The sequence below is a fragment of the Phenylobacterium sp. genome, from assembly GCF_037189685.1.
Classification (GTDB): domain Bacteria; phylum Pseudomonadota; class Alphaproteobacteria; order Caulobacterales; family Caulobacteraceae; genus Phenylobacterium.
The window spans coordinates 43141-57898 of record NZ_JBBCIT010000014.1 but is presented as its reverse complement, the minus strand read 5'-3'; the positions used below and the strand labels follow the sequence as shown (position 1 = coordinate 57898).

The window sequence follows — 14758 nt, the reverse complement described above, 5'->3', positions numbered from 1 at the left end:
ATCAGTAGTCCGCCCATTCTGCGGTGACGTTCACGGCCTCGGTCTGACCCTCGGCCACATAAATCCGCTCGTTCGCCGCCAGGATCAGCGGGTTGTCGTCCGAATAGCCGAAGTCCGTCGGCGCATTCGCCACCGCGGCGCCCGGGTTGATGGTCGCCATCAGCTTGGAGTCCGCCAGGAACTTGGTCGTGCCCCCATCGTGGCTCCGGTAGAGCTGGATGTTGTTGGCGGCGTTGATCTGCTCCAGCGGCACGGCCCAAAGGCGTGTCACCCGCGCGCCGTTCGGCCCCGCGGTCACCAGCAGCGCGGTATTCGTCGGCGAGGTGGTGAAGGTGGTGTTCCCAGTGGTCAGCCCCACGCTCGCGGATCTCGGCGTCTGGGGCGTGACGATGGAGTTGGGGGTTACGGCCATGGTTCGGGCTCCTGAGGCGCCTTCCGGAACGAGGAAATCGTTCGGAAGAAAAATCCTGTTGAAATAAAGATTTGGATCAAAAACCGGATGTTTCGAGGTCGCTCGGCCTAGAGCGCGACGGCGAGCGCCACCTGGAGGCCCTGGATCGCGGTGGCGTAGTCCGCCAGGTCGGTGGCGGCCGGCGCCTCCCAGGTGGCGTTCGCACCATCGGTCTTGAGGTACTTGCCGGCGTTGGCGGTCTGGGCGGGCAACTCCACCTGGGAGAAACCGGCTGCGGCCACATACTCCTTGATCGACAGGCCGCCGTAGCCCGGCGTCTTCACCGCCCCGCCGTCGGTGGCGATCCAGGCGATGTCGCCGGCGTCCAGCGTCACCGTCCCGGGCGCCCCGGTGGTCATCGTGACCGGCCCGGCGCATGCGTTCCAGATCAGGTAGGCCTTGCTCACAGGGGGTATCGTCACGGTGAACGGCCCGCCGCCGCCCGTGAACCGGATCATCGCCGCTCGGGCCTCGTCGGCGCCGGCGTTGGTGGTGGTGAGGGCGGCGTGGCCGGTGAGCGCCTTCGTCAGCCAGCCGGCGATGGCGTAGTCGGCATGGACGAGCACGGCGTTCAGCTTCTCGCCCCAAAGGTTGATGTTCTCGCCCGTGAATTGCAGCTCGAAGCGAAGCGATGAGGACCAGGAGGAAGGCATCAGGGGATCGGGGCTCCCGTGTCTTGGCGGATCCAGTCGGTTCCGTCCGAATGGGCCAGGGTCTGGAGATCGGTCACGAGGACCAGGGCGTAGGGGTGCGCCGACGCCGGCGGCAGGGCGTCCGCCTGGGCGGCGAAGACCGGCGTGGGAGCGCCAGGCGACGCCAGCGCCGCCACCGCCTCGGCCAGCGAACGCAGCAGGGGACGCAACGCTTCGGGCGTGTCGGGACCTACGGGAAGAACGGTCGGCGTGCTCATCGGCCGGCGTCCAGGGCCATCAGGCCCCGCTCGACGCGCAGGGCGCCGAGCTTGCGGCTGCGGGCGTGCTTTGTGTCCAGTTCGCCGATCGCCCGTTCGAGCCTGGCTTCGTAGGCGCCGGTCAGTTCGGGGTCGCGCAGGAACGGCCCCGCCTCGGCCAGGGTGGCGAACAGATAGACGTCGGGCGCCTCGGACAGCAGGGCGTTGGTCGGTGCGACGTCCGACAGCGCAAACCCGCGCAGCATCCTCAGGACGAACCCGTATGATTGGTCGCAAGGCCGGTCGAAAGCCACGGCCTCGGCGTCGATCGACCAGGCGGCCGGTTCGCCGCGCGCCGCCGTCAACGGCAGCAGGCTGGCCTCGACGAACGGCAGCTCGAGTCGCCCGTCAGCTCGTTCCAGCCAGAGGCGCAGCGGCTCCGTGAAGCCCGCCGGCAACGACAGGCGGCGCACGCCCCCCGTCGCCGTCAGCGGCGCCTCGGCCTCGGCCAGTCGATGCCGCAGCACACGATTGAGCCGCGCTTCGGCCAGCGTCACGAACTCGGGAATGCGCGCGGTCAGATCGCCGCGCACGAGCCAGTTCGCCGCCGCCGCCTTCAGCTCGGCATAGGTGGTGATCGCCATGATGTGTCCTGGTGTTCAGGCCGGCGGGCGCGAGCCCGCCTAGCGGGTCATTGGGCGCCCAGCGCCGTGAGGTAGGTCAGGATCGCCGCGTACAGGTCGGCGCCTTCGGCGTTCGACAGCGCACCGCCCAGATGCAGGCACGCCAGGCGGTCGGCGCAGTGGGACGCTCCGGATCTCAGCCCGACGACAGCCGCATCCACGCTCGCGATGCTGGCGGCGGTGGAGATGCCGCCCACCTGCGCCCCGTTCCGCAGCACCCGGCTGCTGGCGGCGCCGCTGCGCACGACCACCACGTGGCCGGGAAGCGAGGCGGCGAACGCCGGATTGAACGATCCTGCGGAATGGATGCGGGTGTTGATGTTGCTGGCCGACGCTCCAATCCGCAGGTTGGCGGCGCCGAACACGCCGAGGAAGTAGTTGCCGACGCCGGCCCACGCATTGACGTAGCCGCCAGCGGCCATCCCGTCCTGGGTCCAGAGCGCGGACCCGGTCAGGTCGTTGAAACCGGTGTCCAGGTAGGCGGCCGTGCCGCCGTTCTCACAGCCCAGGTCGGCCGTGAACGTCAGCGTACCCGCGCCGCCCGGCTGCAGGTTGAAAGCGTCCTGGATCCAGTTGAGCCGTGCGGCCTGGGCATCATGCGCGGCCAGCATGTAGAAGGCGTCGAGCTTGGCCCACACCCCGGCCGCCTTGAGCGCCCCGATGCAGGCGTCGATCAGCGCGCGTCGCTCGGGTCCCGGATCGGTTTCGAAGCGCGCGAACAGCGCCGCCGCTTCGGCGTTCTCGGGGCCGCCGGGATCGGCGGCGCCCGGCGCGACCCGCGACTGATGTCCCGGCCCGCGTTGGCCCAGATGCAGCGTCATGCGCGTCAGAGGCCCAGGCCGGTCGACACATAGAGCGTCGCCGATCCCGAAGCCGTGATGGCCGCGACATGCGTCGCCGGGTTGGCCGCGCCGTTGGCGAGGGTGATCACCTCGATGGCGCCGGTGGGCAGCGGAATATCCGTGAGCGCGGCTGTCACGCCCGACGGCCCGAGGGCCCAGAAGACGGTGGAGGCGCCGGCGTTGTAGAGCCGGATCTGGTGCGCGCCTGTGGGTTGCTGCTTGATCGCCGCGCTGGCGCTCGAGGTCGTGGCGGCGATCGACGCCGTCGCGTCATCTGCGGGGGTGAAGGGCTTCATGGCAGGCCTCATGGCGGGACGTCGGCCGCGCAGCGGCCGTCTCCAGGGGATCGAAAGGGCGAAGGGCGCGGGAAACGGCGGCGGGCGTGCGGCCCGCCGACGCTCCGTGTCGAAAGCGGGCTCGACGTCAGCGGTTGGCCAGGCGGCAGGCCAGTTGCGGACGCAGCGTCCGGAAGCCGTACAGAACGTCCAGACGGCATGGGAACTTGTCGTTGTTGATGTCGTACTGGCGCACGATCCGCATCGACACGCCGTCGAAGACCTCGCGGGACGCCCAGTCCACGCCGCGCGGCATCATCAGGTCCGCGGTCGCGAAGGCGAAGGCGTCCTTCTGATAGGCGAGGCTGATCCCGTGCGCCTGGCTTCCCGTCCCCAGCACGGTGATGGCCACGTTGTCCCCAGGCAGCGCGCTCACCGTCTGGTTCGCGGGCGATCCTGCCGGCCCCACGATCGCGGGACTGATCGAGATCGCGGCCTGGCCCGAGCCGTTCGAGGTCACGCCGGCCGCGTCGTTGACGACGAAGGTCTGGAGCTGGCCCGTCGACTGCTTGGTCTCGGGGTGCACACGGAAGACGCCGGCGATGGTGAAGATGTCACCACGCTTCAGCACGTTCGAGTTGTTCGACCAGCCGTCGGTGACCAGGGTCGAGCCGGTCTGGCCGGCGCCGTTCACCAGCGGCGTGCCGCCCTTCGTGCCCACCGTGTGGCTGGGCCACAGGGTGTTCTCCATGAAGTCGAACCCGGCGGTCCGGCCCATGAAGCCTTCGCGGTTCTGGCGCGCGATGGTGGACTTGTCGTTGAACAGGCCCTTCAGCGCGTCCACCAGGTCCACGTTGTCCTGGGTGTTGAGGTTGCACGTGCGGCCGGTCAGCGGAGCCAGGTTGTCGACCAGCATCTTCCGCGCGCCCAGCACGCCGGCGAAGGTGGCGGGCAGGCCGTGATTGCTCACCTGGTTGTAGACGTCCTGGTACATGCTCATGGCGTCCGCCTCGATGTTGGCGGCCAGCACGCTCATCGCCGGCTCCAGGACGCGCTCCGAGAAGTCGTCCAGGCCCAGCGTCAGGTCCGCGGACGTGAAGTTCAGGTCCACGCCCTTCTGGGTCTGGACCTTCAGGTCCACGGAGGTCTCCACCGTGTCCTTGGCGTCCAGCACCGAGCCGGTCCGCACCGTGTACTGGTTCGGCAGCCGGATCTTCAGGGTGTCGCCGATCTTCGCGCCGTCCTGGGCGAAGCGGTCGTCATAGTCGCGCGTGATGGTGCCCACGAAGTTGAGCTTCTGGTGCAGCACGCGAAGCGCCTCCCGCGTCACCGCGGTGGCCGTCAGAATGGTGTTCGGCATCGTCTCGATGTCCTCTGTAATGGATGGGTCGCCGCAGGGCGGATCGAGGCGCGCCCCTTCCCGGGGGCCGGCGCGTGCTCGATCCGCCGGCCCCGCAGGGCCGCGGAGTCAGGTCGGAAAAAGGGGACGCAAGCGGGCTTCCCCACGAACGGGGTCCCGCCTTGTCCGGCGCGCTCGCCGGGGCGGCCCCGAAAACTCAGCTGGTCTGGCGCGGCGTCGGTCGGACGGCTCAGCTTCCCTTCGCCGCCTGGGCGTTGCGCCGGCGCATCCATTCGCGGGTGGCCAGCTCGTCGCGGACCCCGCCACCGCCGCCGGCGCCGCCGCCCAGGACCACGGCCGGCTGCAGGCTGCGGGCCTGCGCTCCGGCCTCGCCGCGCGCGGCCTCGTCGGCCCGCCAGGCCTTGTGCAGCAGCTTCCAGAGCCGCGGGTCGGCCATCCGGGCCAGTTCCTCCCGCGTGACGCCGAACGCCTCGCCGTATTCCACCAGCCTGGCCGCCACCTCGGGCGACCAGCCGTCGATCTCCTCGCGCAGCCGCGCGCCGGTCTCGGCCATGGCCTGCGCCGCCGCCTGGGCCGCCTCCAGCGTCTCGCGTTCGTCGGCCCGGGCGACCGCCTCGGCCAGATCCCCGCGCGCGGCGGACAAGGTTTGGAACCGCGCCCACAAAGCCTGGGCGCTGCGCGCGTCCTCCGCGGCATAGGCTTCCCAGTCCACCGCCTCGAAGGCGGCGAGCTGATCGTCCAGAGCCGCGAGTTGCCGCCGGTGCTGGCCTTCGGCGCGGCCCTTCGCCATCTCGCGGACGAAGGCCTCGCGCTCCGTCTCCAGCGCACGGCGGCCATCGGCCAGTTCCTGCGTCTTACGCGTGTAGTCGGCGTGGCGCAGGAACGCGCCCTTCAAGCCGATGGGCAGCGCGTGGACCTCGCCGTCCAGCTCCAGCTCGAAAGTCTCGGGGGCCGTCTCGACGACCTCGAGCTCGCCGTCCGGGCGCACGGGCGCGTCGCCCGCAGTGATGGGGTCTTGGTAGGCCATGGGACTCCTTGGGCGTGAGGGCTCCGGCGGCGCCGGAGCGGATATGGGTGGCGTCGCAAAGGACAAGGCTGCGCTGACCTGTCCCCTCGGGGAGCAGGGCGATCGCATGCAGCGCGTCAGCGCCGGAAAAGAGAAACCGCAGAGGGTGCAGAGGCGACGCGGAGATCGCAGAGAAGCCGGGTCAGCTTCGAATCCCTGCATCCTCTGCGGACCTCTGCGCTCTCTGCGGTTCAAAATTCCTGAGGCTGCCGCAGGGTCGTCGCGCGCCGCGCTTCAGGAACGTGTCGGCCAAGCCGGTGCGACGCCGGTCACAGTCAGCCCGAGTACCCGCCATAGCCAGGCATGGTCCCGAGCTCCCCGGTCGCGACCCAGCAGCCCGTCTGGAGAAGTGGATCCAGCAGTACGAGCGTCAGGAACACCAAGCCCCTCGGCAGGCTGGGTCGCATCACCAGGGCGATCAGCCCGAACACGACGGCGTACCAGCAGAAAATCGCAAACAGGACCGGATGTCCGGGGCAGACCAGTTCGCGGGCCGTTGGATTGTAGAAGAAGAACAGCCATCGAGACCCGACGTAGTAGATGCAGAACCAGAGGATGCTGACAGCATACAGAACCGCAGCCACGCCCCGCACGATCATCGAACCCCGCGCTCCACCAGCATGTCGGCCAGGCCCTTGCGACGCCGGTCATGCTCGGGGCCTACGCCACTGTAGTAGAAGTGGCCGGGGTGTCTCTGGTCGAAGAACTGCACCCCGATCCTGGGAAATGCCCTGGCGATCTGATCGTCCGTCATGCCCGCGCGGATCGGATCGCCATGCTGGTCGAGATCGACATTGATGACGTTCCGGATGTTGGGGTGCTTTCGGACCGCCCCATAGAGGTCGGCGTTGATGGGCGCGCCCACCAGGACCAGATTGTCCACCTTGCCCCCCTCTTCGGCCACGGCATAGGCCTGCGCCGCCGCCGCCGCCGCTCCATAGGAATAGCCGCCCAGATTGAACTGTTCGTCCCCCAGCGACCGCGACCGCCTTGCGGCCGCCTGCGCCTGCGGCATGCCGACCAGCGACCTGGCGAAGTCGAGATCGTTCATCCTGGTGATCCAGGACACGTCGGAGCCCAACTGTACGCGCCGCGCCGGGTGGGACTCTCCAGGCACGCGGACGTTCTGGATGCCCGCCGCCTCAAACGCACGGCGGAAGCCTTTGAGATAGTCTCCGCCCACGCCGGCGCCGCCGATGAAGAGGAACTCGCAAGCCTCGGGCGACAGCCGCCCGCCGCCCTTCGTCGGCACGCCCTGGGTCGCGTCGAACCGGCCGGGCGCGCCCAGCTGTTGGGCATAGGCATCCCGCCTGCGCGCCGCATGCATATCGGCCCTCGCCGGCTGGCCCTCGCGCTTCGTCGCCCCTGAATGATCCCAAGCCTCTCGCCACATCGCCCGCCCTCTTGGAACATATAAAGAACATTGCGCCAGCGCAAGCGTCGTCGGTCGACTACCGCTGCAAGGCCTTCAGCCGGTTGGTCTCGGCCTCGAAGGCCTCGATCTCCAGCTTCCGCGCCTCGTGCGCCCGGTCCTGCTTCAGGGCCGCGACCTCGGCCCGCGCCGCCGCCAGCGCCCCCGACAACGACTGGGCCAGCCCGGCCATCTGCGCCTTCGCCGCCTCGGCCTCGGGCGAGGCGCCCCCCTCGCCTTTCGCCTGGGGCGGCAACATGGCGGCCAGCCGCTGGGCGATCTCGTCGGCGCCGGGCCAGTCCAGGTTGCGCGCCAGCAGGTCCCCGATCAGGGGCGCCGCCGCCGGATAGGCCCGGATCAGCTCGATCATCTGGTTCGCCGCCTCCTCCCGGCGGCTGGTGAAGCTGGGCCCGGCGCGCACCGTCAGGTCGTAGCGCCCGACACCCAGGTCGTAGATCCGGCCGGCGGCCTTCAGGGCTGCGCCACCGTCGCCGTTTCCGCCGCCCGCGAGCGGGACGCCCCGCGCCGCGCCGTCCGGCCCCAGCACGCGCACCACCCGGGCGGTCGCATACACCTTCGGGATCAGGTCCACGAGAATGCGGCCCGCGTGCCGGATCGCCCGGTTCAGGTTGTCGATGTAGTGGAAGGTCGAGACGTCCCCTTCCCGCTGCCGCGCCATGATCGCCCGGCCGCTGGTCTCGTTCGACCGCGCCCCCAGGCTGGCGTCGTGCAGGCCCATGATGGACTTCATGTCGTCCGAGGCGTTCAGCGCCTCCTGCAGCGCCCCCACCGGCGTGCCGGCGAACGGCTGGCGCATCGGCGGCTCGGGCCCGTCGTATTCCAGGAAGGCGTGGCTGCGGGTGTTGGCCGTGGCCCACTTCTCCGCGTCGCTGTCGAACGCGCCCTTGCGGCCGATGAACGGCGCCTTGGGCGCCAGCGCCACCAGCTCCGTGGACGCCGTGCGCCAATAGTTGAACATCCGCTGCGGGTCCTTGGCGTCGCGAACCAGGCTGCGCAGCCGCCGCCGCCCGTCCACCATCAGGTCCTCGCCGTAGACGGGCACGATGGGGATGAACCGTCCGGCCCAGTCCATGGTCTCCAGCACCTGCGCGCCCGAGACGATCCGCTGGGTCACCCGATGGCTCGCCGCCTGCCGCGGCCGCCCCACCACGGTGACGCCCAGCGCATCGAACATCGCCTTCTGCGCCGCATAGGCGGCTTCCTCGATGGCGCGGCCGTCCGACAGCGCCAGGATCGTGCGGCTCACCCGCTCGCGGCGCCAGTATTCGGCCACCCGCACCCGCTCGCCCGCCCCTGGTCGGCCATCCCGGCCCCAGGTCCATGCCCCGGCGTCGCCCTCGCCCCAGTCCGCCGCCTCGGCGCCGGCCCATCGCGCCGCGAAAGCCGCCCGCGGCAGGCTTTCGACCACGAAGGCCGTGTTCCAGTCGGCGCTGTCGGCCGCGGTCGATTCCGGGTCGCCATAGATCGAGAACGGGTTCGCCACCCGCTCGACCGCCAGCTCCTGGTCGAAGCCGTCGTCGGCCGCATAGCGGGTGTTGACCCGGAAGTAGCCCACCCCGCTGGTCACGGCGAAGTCCAGCGCGGTGTCGTAGGCCACCGAGGCGTCCGAGCTCTGCTCGATGTGGCGGATCAGGCCGTTGAACACCTCGGCCGTCTCGGGGTCGGCCGCGTCGTCCACGGGGTGCACCGCGATCGCCGGCTTGTTGAGCCGCGCGTCGTTCACCACCTGGCGGATGAACGCCGGCAGCCGGTTGATGGTCAGCACCGGCCGCCCCTCCCGCGCCCGCTGCTGCAGGACGTCCGGCGTCCACTGTTCGCCCAGGCGCGCGAAGCGCAGGTCGTCCAGCGCCTCGCGCCGGTTCTCCGCCTCGGCGTCGGCCGCCAGCCGGAACGCCTCGCGGGCGTCTTCGAGGATGGTGTCGTCGGACAAAGGCCTGGCCCCATGCGTCGGAGCGCGTTCCGAAAGGTGGGAACCGGTTTTCGGAGAAAACGCGCGTTGAAACAGAAACTTGGAGCGGCGATACCTTCGGATCGCCGCTCCAAGAGCCCGCGCGGGACCGTCCCGGCGGGTTCGCGGCCCGTGAGCCGCGGTCGTCACAAACTCTCTGCGAAAACGTCAGCCGCCCGGCGGCGACGCGCCCTCCGCAACCCCCCGATGGGCCGCGCCGGGCGCAAATCTCGACGTTGACTGAACCCTACATCTTTTGCGGGCGCACGTCAAGAACAAAATAAGAACTCTTGCAGCCTCGGACGTGCCCCAGCCCGAGGATGAGCGCTTCCCGGCGCGCCCTCTGCTGTCTCCAACCGCGAACGGCGCGCCGCAGGCGCGGGAAGACGACCGCCACGACGCCAAGAGCGCCAAGGCGGCCCGCTCTGCCCCGCGCCGACCCCCGCCGCCGGCCCTACGCCCGCCGGCTGCGGATCAGGCCCACGATGAACAGCAGCAGGATCGCCCCCAGCGTGGCCGTGATCAGGCTGGGGATCACGCCCGAGCCGATGCCGATGCCCAGGCTCGTGGCGATGAAGCTGCCCAGGAACGCGCCCACCACGCCGACGACCAGGTTGGTCAGCAGCCCGTGGTTGCGCTTCATGATCTTCTCCGCGATCCAACCGGCCAGGATGCCGATCAGGATCGCGCCGATAAGTCCCACGCCGTTCATGCCGAACCCTCCATTGCCTCTGATCTGGAACGCTGTCGCGCAGTCAAGGTTGCAAGCGTGGCCAGGTCAATGGGTTCGGGGGTCGGACGTCATCAGCCGGACATAGAGAACCGCCGCGATCAGGGCCAGGAGACTGGTCAGGGGTCGCGAGGCGATCACGTGCAGGATGTCGTGTACGAACGACGGCATGGGTAACGTCCTGGCGCCACCGCGGAAGGCGGTAAACGCCTGATAACTCATCGTATCCACGCCAGCCTTAACGCCCTTTCAACCCAAGGCGTTAACGCCTGCCGGATTGGCCGTGGCGGGCGTTCGACGCGCGCCGGCCCGGATCACCGGAGCCGACCGAACATCAGGCCATCCACGAGAGCGGCCCGGCCACCGGGCGGCTCGCTTCGCGCCGCGGCCTGGCCGCGGCGGGCGCGGCCTGCCGGTTGAGCGCATAGGCGCCGAAGGCGTCCGCTGCGTGGCTGGCTTCGTCGTGCAACGGGCCCACATAGCTGCGCGTGGCCCTGTTGAACCGCTTCCGGTAACGTCGCAGGCGCTCGAGACCCAGGCTGCATCGTTCCGCGTCGAACCAGCAGATCGGGATCATCAGCCGCGCGGCGTTCACGCGCTCCTCGGGATCCGCCGCCGCCCCCACGTCGATGCGCCCGAGGCCCAGCGACCGCAGGGTCTCGTAGCGCGACCGGCCCGTCGCCAGTTCCCGCACCATGACGTCATGCGGCAGGTGGTGGGCTCCCCACAGCGCCTCACGCCCGGCGATCGCCTGCCGCACGATGGACGGCAGGCCCTCGCCGCTGGTCTCGAAATAGTCCACCACGCGGATCTCGCGCCCGGCCTGCTGGAAGAACCAGATCGCCGTATAGTCGTCGATGCCCAGGTCCCAGGCCGTGTCCACCGGCAGGGACGGGTCCACGGGCACGCGCCCGATCCGGCCGGCGCGCTCGGCCTCGCCCAATAGGCTCGCGTAGTACGTCCCCGGCTCGGCGGCCTCGAAGTCGACGAGGTACTCCGACGCGAACCGCGCCTCGCCCGCCTCCGTCGAACCCAGTTCCGCGACCAGCTCGGACCGCTCGTTCTCAAGTTGCTCGGGGGTGAACACCTGCGTCTCGGTGGCGGGTGACTTCTGGCAGAACCAGTCGGGTCGCCTGGCCCGCACCTCGAACGACCGCGTCGCGTGGTTCCGTCCCCTGGGGGTCCAGAGGAACAGCGCCCACCCGTCGTTCTCCAGCAGCATGGGGCGGATGTAGGTCCAGGCCGCCGGGTCCATCAGCGCCCACTCCGAGAACGTCACGCCGGCCACCGAGGCGCCCACGAGACCGTTGTAGTGGTCGCCGCCGGCGATCTGCCAGATCGACCCGTTGCGCAGGCGCACCTTCATCTCCCCGTCCACGAACTCCGGCCCCATGATGTCGGGAAACGCCTCATGGATGCGGCGGCGGCCCGTATGCGGGTTCACCGCGTCCCACAGCGCGCGTCGGCCCTGGGCGCCGTCGGGGAACAGGTGCCAGTAGCTGCCGACCCGCGCATGGCACTGCCAGGCGGCCCAGTGCAGCGCCACCTCGTCCTTGCCCCATCGCCGGTGCGCCACCACGTCGGCCCGCCGGGCGCCGCCCAGCAGCGCCTGCCACAGCGGCTCCTGGTGCGGCCGCGGCATCCAGGCGCGGGGCAGGCCCAGCTCCAGGAGATTGGAGACCGGGGGTGTGTCCTCGGTCGGCGTCGTCGTCTTCCGCGGCATCAGTTCGGCCGGCCCTTGCGCGGCGCCCTGCTGGCCACCTGCCGGGCCGCCGCCTCGGCGTCTGCGTCGCTGACGGCCAGGCGGGAGAGCGGAACCACTTCGCGGACCGCCTGGCGCCCGTCCGCGTCCGTATAGCGCTCGAAGTGGCGCGCATAGAAGACGACCTCGACCCGCCGCGTGTCGGGTTGGGCCGCTGCCGCGCGATCGTCCCGCCCCTCGGTGGCGACCTGGGTGGCGCGCTTCAGGAGGGTGTCCACACGCAGGCGGTCGGCGCTCGCCGTGTCCTTCGTCGCAGCCTCGGCCACCTTCAGCGCCTGGTCCACGCAATAGTCCGCCGCCATGCGCCGCGCCGCGGCCACCTGGGCGGCGAAGCCGGGCTTCTTCTCCAGCCATGTGTAGAAGGTCACATAGCCGGGCATCCCGTCCTCCTTGGACATCTCCGACCAGCGCTCGCCCTGGGCGAGCCGTTCGCAGATGGCCTCGGCCAGGAGGCGCGAGAAGCGGACCGGCCGCCCGGATTTCCTGCCCACGCCGGGTTTCCTGCCCATGAGAGCCTCCTTCGCCGCCTGCCGCGGCGTGTGATGAATGGGTTTTCCTCGACCGCCCGGCGAACCCCGGGGCAGAGGCGGGCCGCGTCCGCGCAAAGGCGGCGGAAGCCAGCCGACAAGGTGAAGCTGCCGGAAACGCGCCGAAGCTCAGGCCGTCCTGCGGGGGACGATGGCCCCAAGGCGCACTTTCCGACGTTGACGCAACCCTACCCCGAACGCGGGCGCAAGTCAAGAACAAATAGAGAACAATTTGTGGCCGCGCCGTCCTCTTGAAATTCCGCGCGCCGCACCTAGATCCTGCGCCGTCCGCGCCCCGATTTCCGCCGGGCGCGGCCTGAGAAAGGACGCCACAGGAACCCTCGGGGAGACGACGACATGCGAATCGCCACCTCTGAAGCCAACCTCCGCACGCCCGCTCCGAAACCCCCGCCCAGGCCGCCTCTCAGGCCGCCCGCCGCCAGCCTGCGCGACGCCTTCGAGCGGTGGCTGCGACCCGCCGTCGGCTTCGCCCATCCCCGTGACGTGCTCAAGGACCCCGGCCTCGCCCCCGCGGAGAAGCGCGCCGTCCTGGCCTCCTGGGCGTCCGACGCCTCCGCCGTCCAGGACGAGCCGCGCCTGCGCTGGCTCCTGGGCACGCCCGAGCCCGTCCCCCTCGCCGACGTCCGCGAGGCCCTGTCCCGCCTGGACCGCCTCGACAGCTAGCCGCCCGCGCCGGCCCGCGCGGTCGCCCGGCTCCACGCCCCCTCCCGCGACCGCTGGGACATGGCGCCGTGGCTGACCCGCGAGAACTGGGCGGCGACGCGCGCCGGAGGCGCGAGGATTCAACCGCAGAGAACGCAGAGGATTCCGAGGCTGCGCCGCCCTTCTGCGTATCTCTGCGATCTCCGCGATTTATCCCTTGCGGCGTCCCCGCCGTTCAGGGGCCCCCGCCCTCACAGCCCGAGTTGGCGGGCGATGATGTTGCGCTGGATCTCGTTGGTCCCGCCGTAGATCGTCTGGGCGCGGGTGGCGAAATAGTCCGCCACGCCCGGCGCGGCGAACGCGGGGATGTCCTCCAGGCCGGCGCGCCAGTCATCCCGATGCCGGTCCGCGAAGAACGGCGTGGCGTACTCGCCCGCCAGGCCCACGAACAGCTCGGTGATCGCCTGCGCCGTCTCGGTCGCGTGGATCTTCAGGATCGAGGCCTCGTCGCCCGGCGCCTGGCCGCTGCTCAGCGGCGCCAGCGCCCGGTAGGTGGTCATCTCCAGCGCCGTCAGCCCGATCTCCACTTCGGCGAACCGCCGCCGCAACCCGCCGTGCGACTCCAGAAGATCCCCCCTCAGAAGATCCCCCCAGGGCGCCGCGGCCGAGGCCGCCTTGAGGCTTTCCATCTGCCGCCGCTTGGCCGCCACGTGGGCGTAGGAGGTGCGCTCGTGGCTCAGCAGGTGCCGGGCGTAGGTCCAGCCGCGCCCCTCCTCGCCGATCCGGTTCTCCACCGGCACGCGCACGTCCTGGAAGCTCACCCGGTTTAGGGAATGCCCGCCGTCGATCGAGATGATCGGCGTCACCTGCACGCCCGGCGTCGCCATGTCGATGCAGAGGAAGGTGATCCCCTCCTGTTTCCGCTCGGTCGTCTGGGTCCGCACAAGGCAGAAGATCCACTCGGCGTGGTGGCCCAGGCTGGTCCACGTCTTTTCGCCGTTCACCACATAGTGGTCCCCCTCCAGCGCCGCCGCCGTCCGCAGGCTGGCGAGGTCGGACCCGGCCTCGGGCTCGGAATACCCCTGGGCCCAGAACACCCGCGAGGCCAGGATGTCGGGCAGCCACCGGTCCTTCTGCGCCTGCGTACCGAACGCCATGATCACCGGCGCGACGTAGAGCAGGCCCATCGGCGATACGTTGGGCGCGCCCACCCGTTCCAGTTCCTCATCGAAGATGAACCGCTGCGTGACGCTCCAGCCCGGCCCGCCGTAGGCCTCGGGCCATCCCGGGGCCAGCCAGCCCCTGGCGCTCAACGCCTGTTCCGAGGCGCGGAGGTCCGCCTTGGTCAACCGCTGGCCGTTGCGGACCTTGGCCAGGATTCCCTGGGGGTACTCGGTCTCGAAATAGCGCCGGACCTCCTGGCGGAACCGTTCGTCGTCCGGGCTCAGGTCGAGGTTCATCGGTCGTCCATCCCACTGCGAAGAAAAGAAACGTGAAGCATGATTCCGATTTCTAGCGCAGATGACCAGATTTCCCTAGCGGCACACGACCGCCTTTCGGCGCGACCCTGGAGTCCGGGCCGTGGGATCACGCCATGCCTCTTGACCCTCCCGCCGCGGCTCCGGCACGTCGGCGTGGACAGGAACGATCCCGAGGAACCCCGCCCATGTCCGCCTCCACCGCCCCAAGCCTCGCTTCCGCGCTGGGCCAGGTCCGCGTCGTCAGCCTCGAGGCCGGTCGCGCGGTCATCGAATACGAGGTCGGGCCGCACATGTGCCACTCGGGCGGCGTGGCTCAGGGCGGCTTCGTCTGCGGCTGGATCGACGCGGCGATGGCGCACGCCTCCATCTCCCGGTCCCCGGACGTCACGCCCATGTCGCTGGAACTGAAAGTGAGCTACTTCGCCCCCGCCCGCCCGGGTCGGGTCCTGGCCGAGGGCTGGATAGAGCGCGCGGGCCGATCCACGTGCTTCGCCGAAGGTCGGCTCACCGACCTCGACGGCAATGTCCTCGCCAAGGCGACCTCCACCATCCGCCTCATCCCCCGCGCCGCCGTCGAAGCCACCACCAGGCGGGCGCTGGAGACGAAATGAGGCGGCGGGCTGTGCGTTGCCTCGCCCGGCTCCCTCTC

Annotated in this window: 18 protein-coding genes; 2 read left to right on the top strand and 16 right to left on the bottom strand. The window is 70.2% G+C overall.

Annotated elements, in window-relative coordinates; all coding sequences use genetic code 11:
- Window position 1 precedes the first annotated feature (1 nt).
- The 15 genes from WG212_RS10360 to WG212_RS10290 form a co-directional block, all read right to left on the bottom strand.
- Window positions 2-412, bottom strand: coding sequence for a hypothetical protein (locus WG212_RS10360; RefSeq protein ID WP_337187021.1), 411 nt, complete (start codon window positions 410-412; stop codon window positions 2-4).
- 107 nt (window positions 413-519) lie between these two features.
- Window positions 520-1104 (bottom strand): hypothetical protein, encoded by a 585-nt coding sequence (locus tag WG212_RS10355; protein ID WP_337187020.1) that lies wholly within the window; start codon window positions 1102-1104, stop codon window positions 520-522.
- Complete coding sequence (locus tag WG212_RS10350) at window positions 1104-1361, bottom strand: hypothetical protein (protein ID WP_337187019.1); 258 nt, start codon at window positions 1359-1361, stop codon at window positions 1104-1106. The genes WG212_RS10355 and WG212_RS10350 overlap by 1 nt, the downstream gene beginning before the upstream one ends.
- Window positions 1358-1984, bottom strand: coding sequence for a hypothetical protein (locus WG212_RS10345; RefSeq protein WP_337187018.1), 627 nt, complete (start codon window positions 1982-1984; stop codon window positions 1358-1360). The genes WG212_RS10350 and WG212_RS10345 overlap by 4 nt, the downstream gene beginning before the upstream one ends.
- A gap of 47 nt (window positions 1985-2031) precedes the next feature.
- Complete coding sequence (locus tag WG212_RS10340; RefSeq protein WP_337187017.1) at window positions 2032-2844, bottom strand: hypothetical protein; 813 nt, start codon at window positions 2842-2844, stop codon at window positions 2032-2034.
- A gap of 5 nt (window positions 2845-2849) precedes the next feature.
- Entirely contained in the window at window positions 2850-3161 is a 312-nt protein-coding gene (locus WG212_RS10335) for a hypothetical protein (protein ID WP_337187016.1), read from the bottom strand.
- A 127-nt stretch (window positions 3162-3288) separates the two neighbouring features.
- A complete protein-coding gene (locus tag WG212_RS10330; RefSeq protein ID WP_337187015.1) occupies window positions 3289-4500 on the bottom strand; it encodes a P22 phage major capsid protein family protein in 1212 nt (403 codons plus the stop codon).
- A gap of 229 nt (window positions 4501-4729) precedes the next feature.
- Window positions 4730-5527, bottom strand: a complete 798-nt coding sequence (locus WG212_RS10325; RefSeq protein WP_337187014.1) for a hypothetical protein — start codon at window positions 5525-5527, stop codon at window positions 4730-4732.
- 314 nt (window positions 5528-5841) lie between these two features.
- Window positions 5842-6150 carry a hypothetical protein gene (locus tag WG212_RS10320; protein ID WP_337187013.1) on the bottom strand — a complete coding sequence of 103 codons (309 nt, stop codon included), beginning with the start codon at window positions 6148-6150 and terminating at the stop codon, window positions 5842-5844.
- Between the two features lie 11 nt (window positions 6151-6161).
- Window positions 6162-6893, bottom strand: coding sequence for a hypothetical protein (locus tag WG212_RS10315; protein WP_337187012.1), 732 nt, complete (start codon window positions 6891-6893; stop codon window positions 6162-6164).
- A 124-nt stretch (window positions 6894-7017) separates the two neighbouring features.
- The gene (locus WG212_RS10310) at window positions 7018-8928 is read right to left on the bottom strand and encodes a portal protein (RefSeq protein WP_337187011.1); all 1911 of its coding nucleotides are present in this window, start codon (window positions 8926-8928) and stop codon (window positions 7018-7020) included.
- Window positions 8929-9400: 472 nt separating this feature from the next.
- Window positions 9401-9658 carry a GlsB/YeaQ/YmgE family stress response membrane protein gene (locus tag WG212_RS10305; protein WP_337187010.1) on the bottom strand — a complete coding sequence of 86 codons (258 nt, stop codon included), beginning with the start codon at window positions 9656-9658 and terminating at the stop codon, window positions 9401-9403.
- A gap of 66 nt (window positions 9659-9724) precedes the next feature.
- Window positions 9725-9847: a hypothetical protein gene (locus WG212_RS10300; RefSeq protein ID WP_337187009.1), complete on the bottom strand. Its 123-nt coding sequence runs from the start codon at window positions 9845-9847 to the stop codon at window positions 9725-9727.
- Window positions 9848-10010: 163 nt separating this feature from the next.
- Complete coding sequence (locus WG212_RS10295) at window positions 10011-11399, bottom strand: hypothetical protein (protein WP_337187008.1); 1389 nt, start codon at window positions 11397-11399, stop codon at window positions 10011-10013.
- A complete protein-coding gene (locus WG212_RS10290; protein ID WP_337187007.1) occupies window positions 11399-11947 on the bottom strand; it encodes a hypothetical protein in 549 nt (182 codons plus the stop codon). Before WG212_RS10290 ends, WG212_RS10295 begins: the two co-directional genes overlap by 1 nt.
- A 375-nt stretch (window positions 11948-12322) precedes the next feature.
- Here WG212_RS10290 and WG212_RS10285 point away from each other — a divergent pair, with 375 nt between their 5' ends.
- A complete protein-coding gene (locus WG212_RS10285) occupies window positions 12323-12649 on the top strand; it encodes a hypothetical protein (protein WP_337187006.1) in 327 nt (108 codons plus the stop codon).
- A gap of 230 nt (window positions 12650-12879) precedes the next feature.
- Here the strand turns inward: WG212_RS10285 and WG212_RS10280 are convergent, their stop codons facing one another.
- On the bottom strand, window positions 12880-14088 hold the full coding sequence (locus tag WG212_RS10280) for an acyl-CoA dehydrogenase family protein (protein ID WP_337187005.1): 1209 nt from the start codon (window positions 14086-14088) through the stop codon (window positions 12880-12882).
- Between the two features lie 206 nt (window positions 14089-14294).
- Here WG212_RS10280 and WG212_RS10275 point away from each other — a divergent pair, with 206 nt between their 5' ends.
- Window positions 14295-14720, top strand: coding sequence for a PaaI family thioesterase (locus tag WG212_RS10275; protein WP_337187004.1), 426 nt, complete (start codon window positions 14295-14297; stop codon window positions 14718-14720).
- Window positions 14721-14758: the final 38 nt, after the last annotated feature.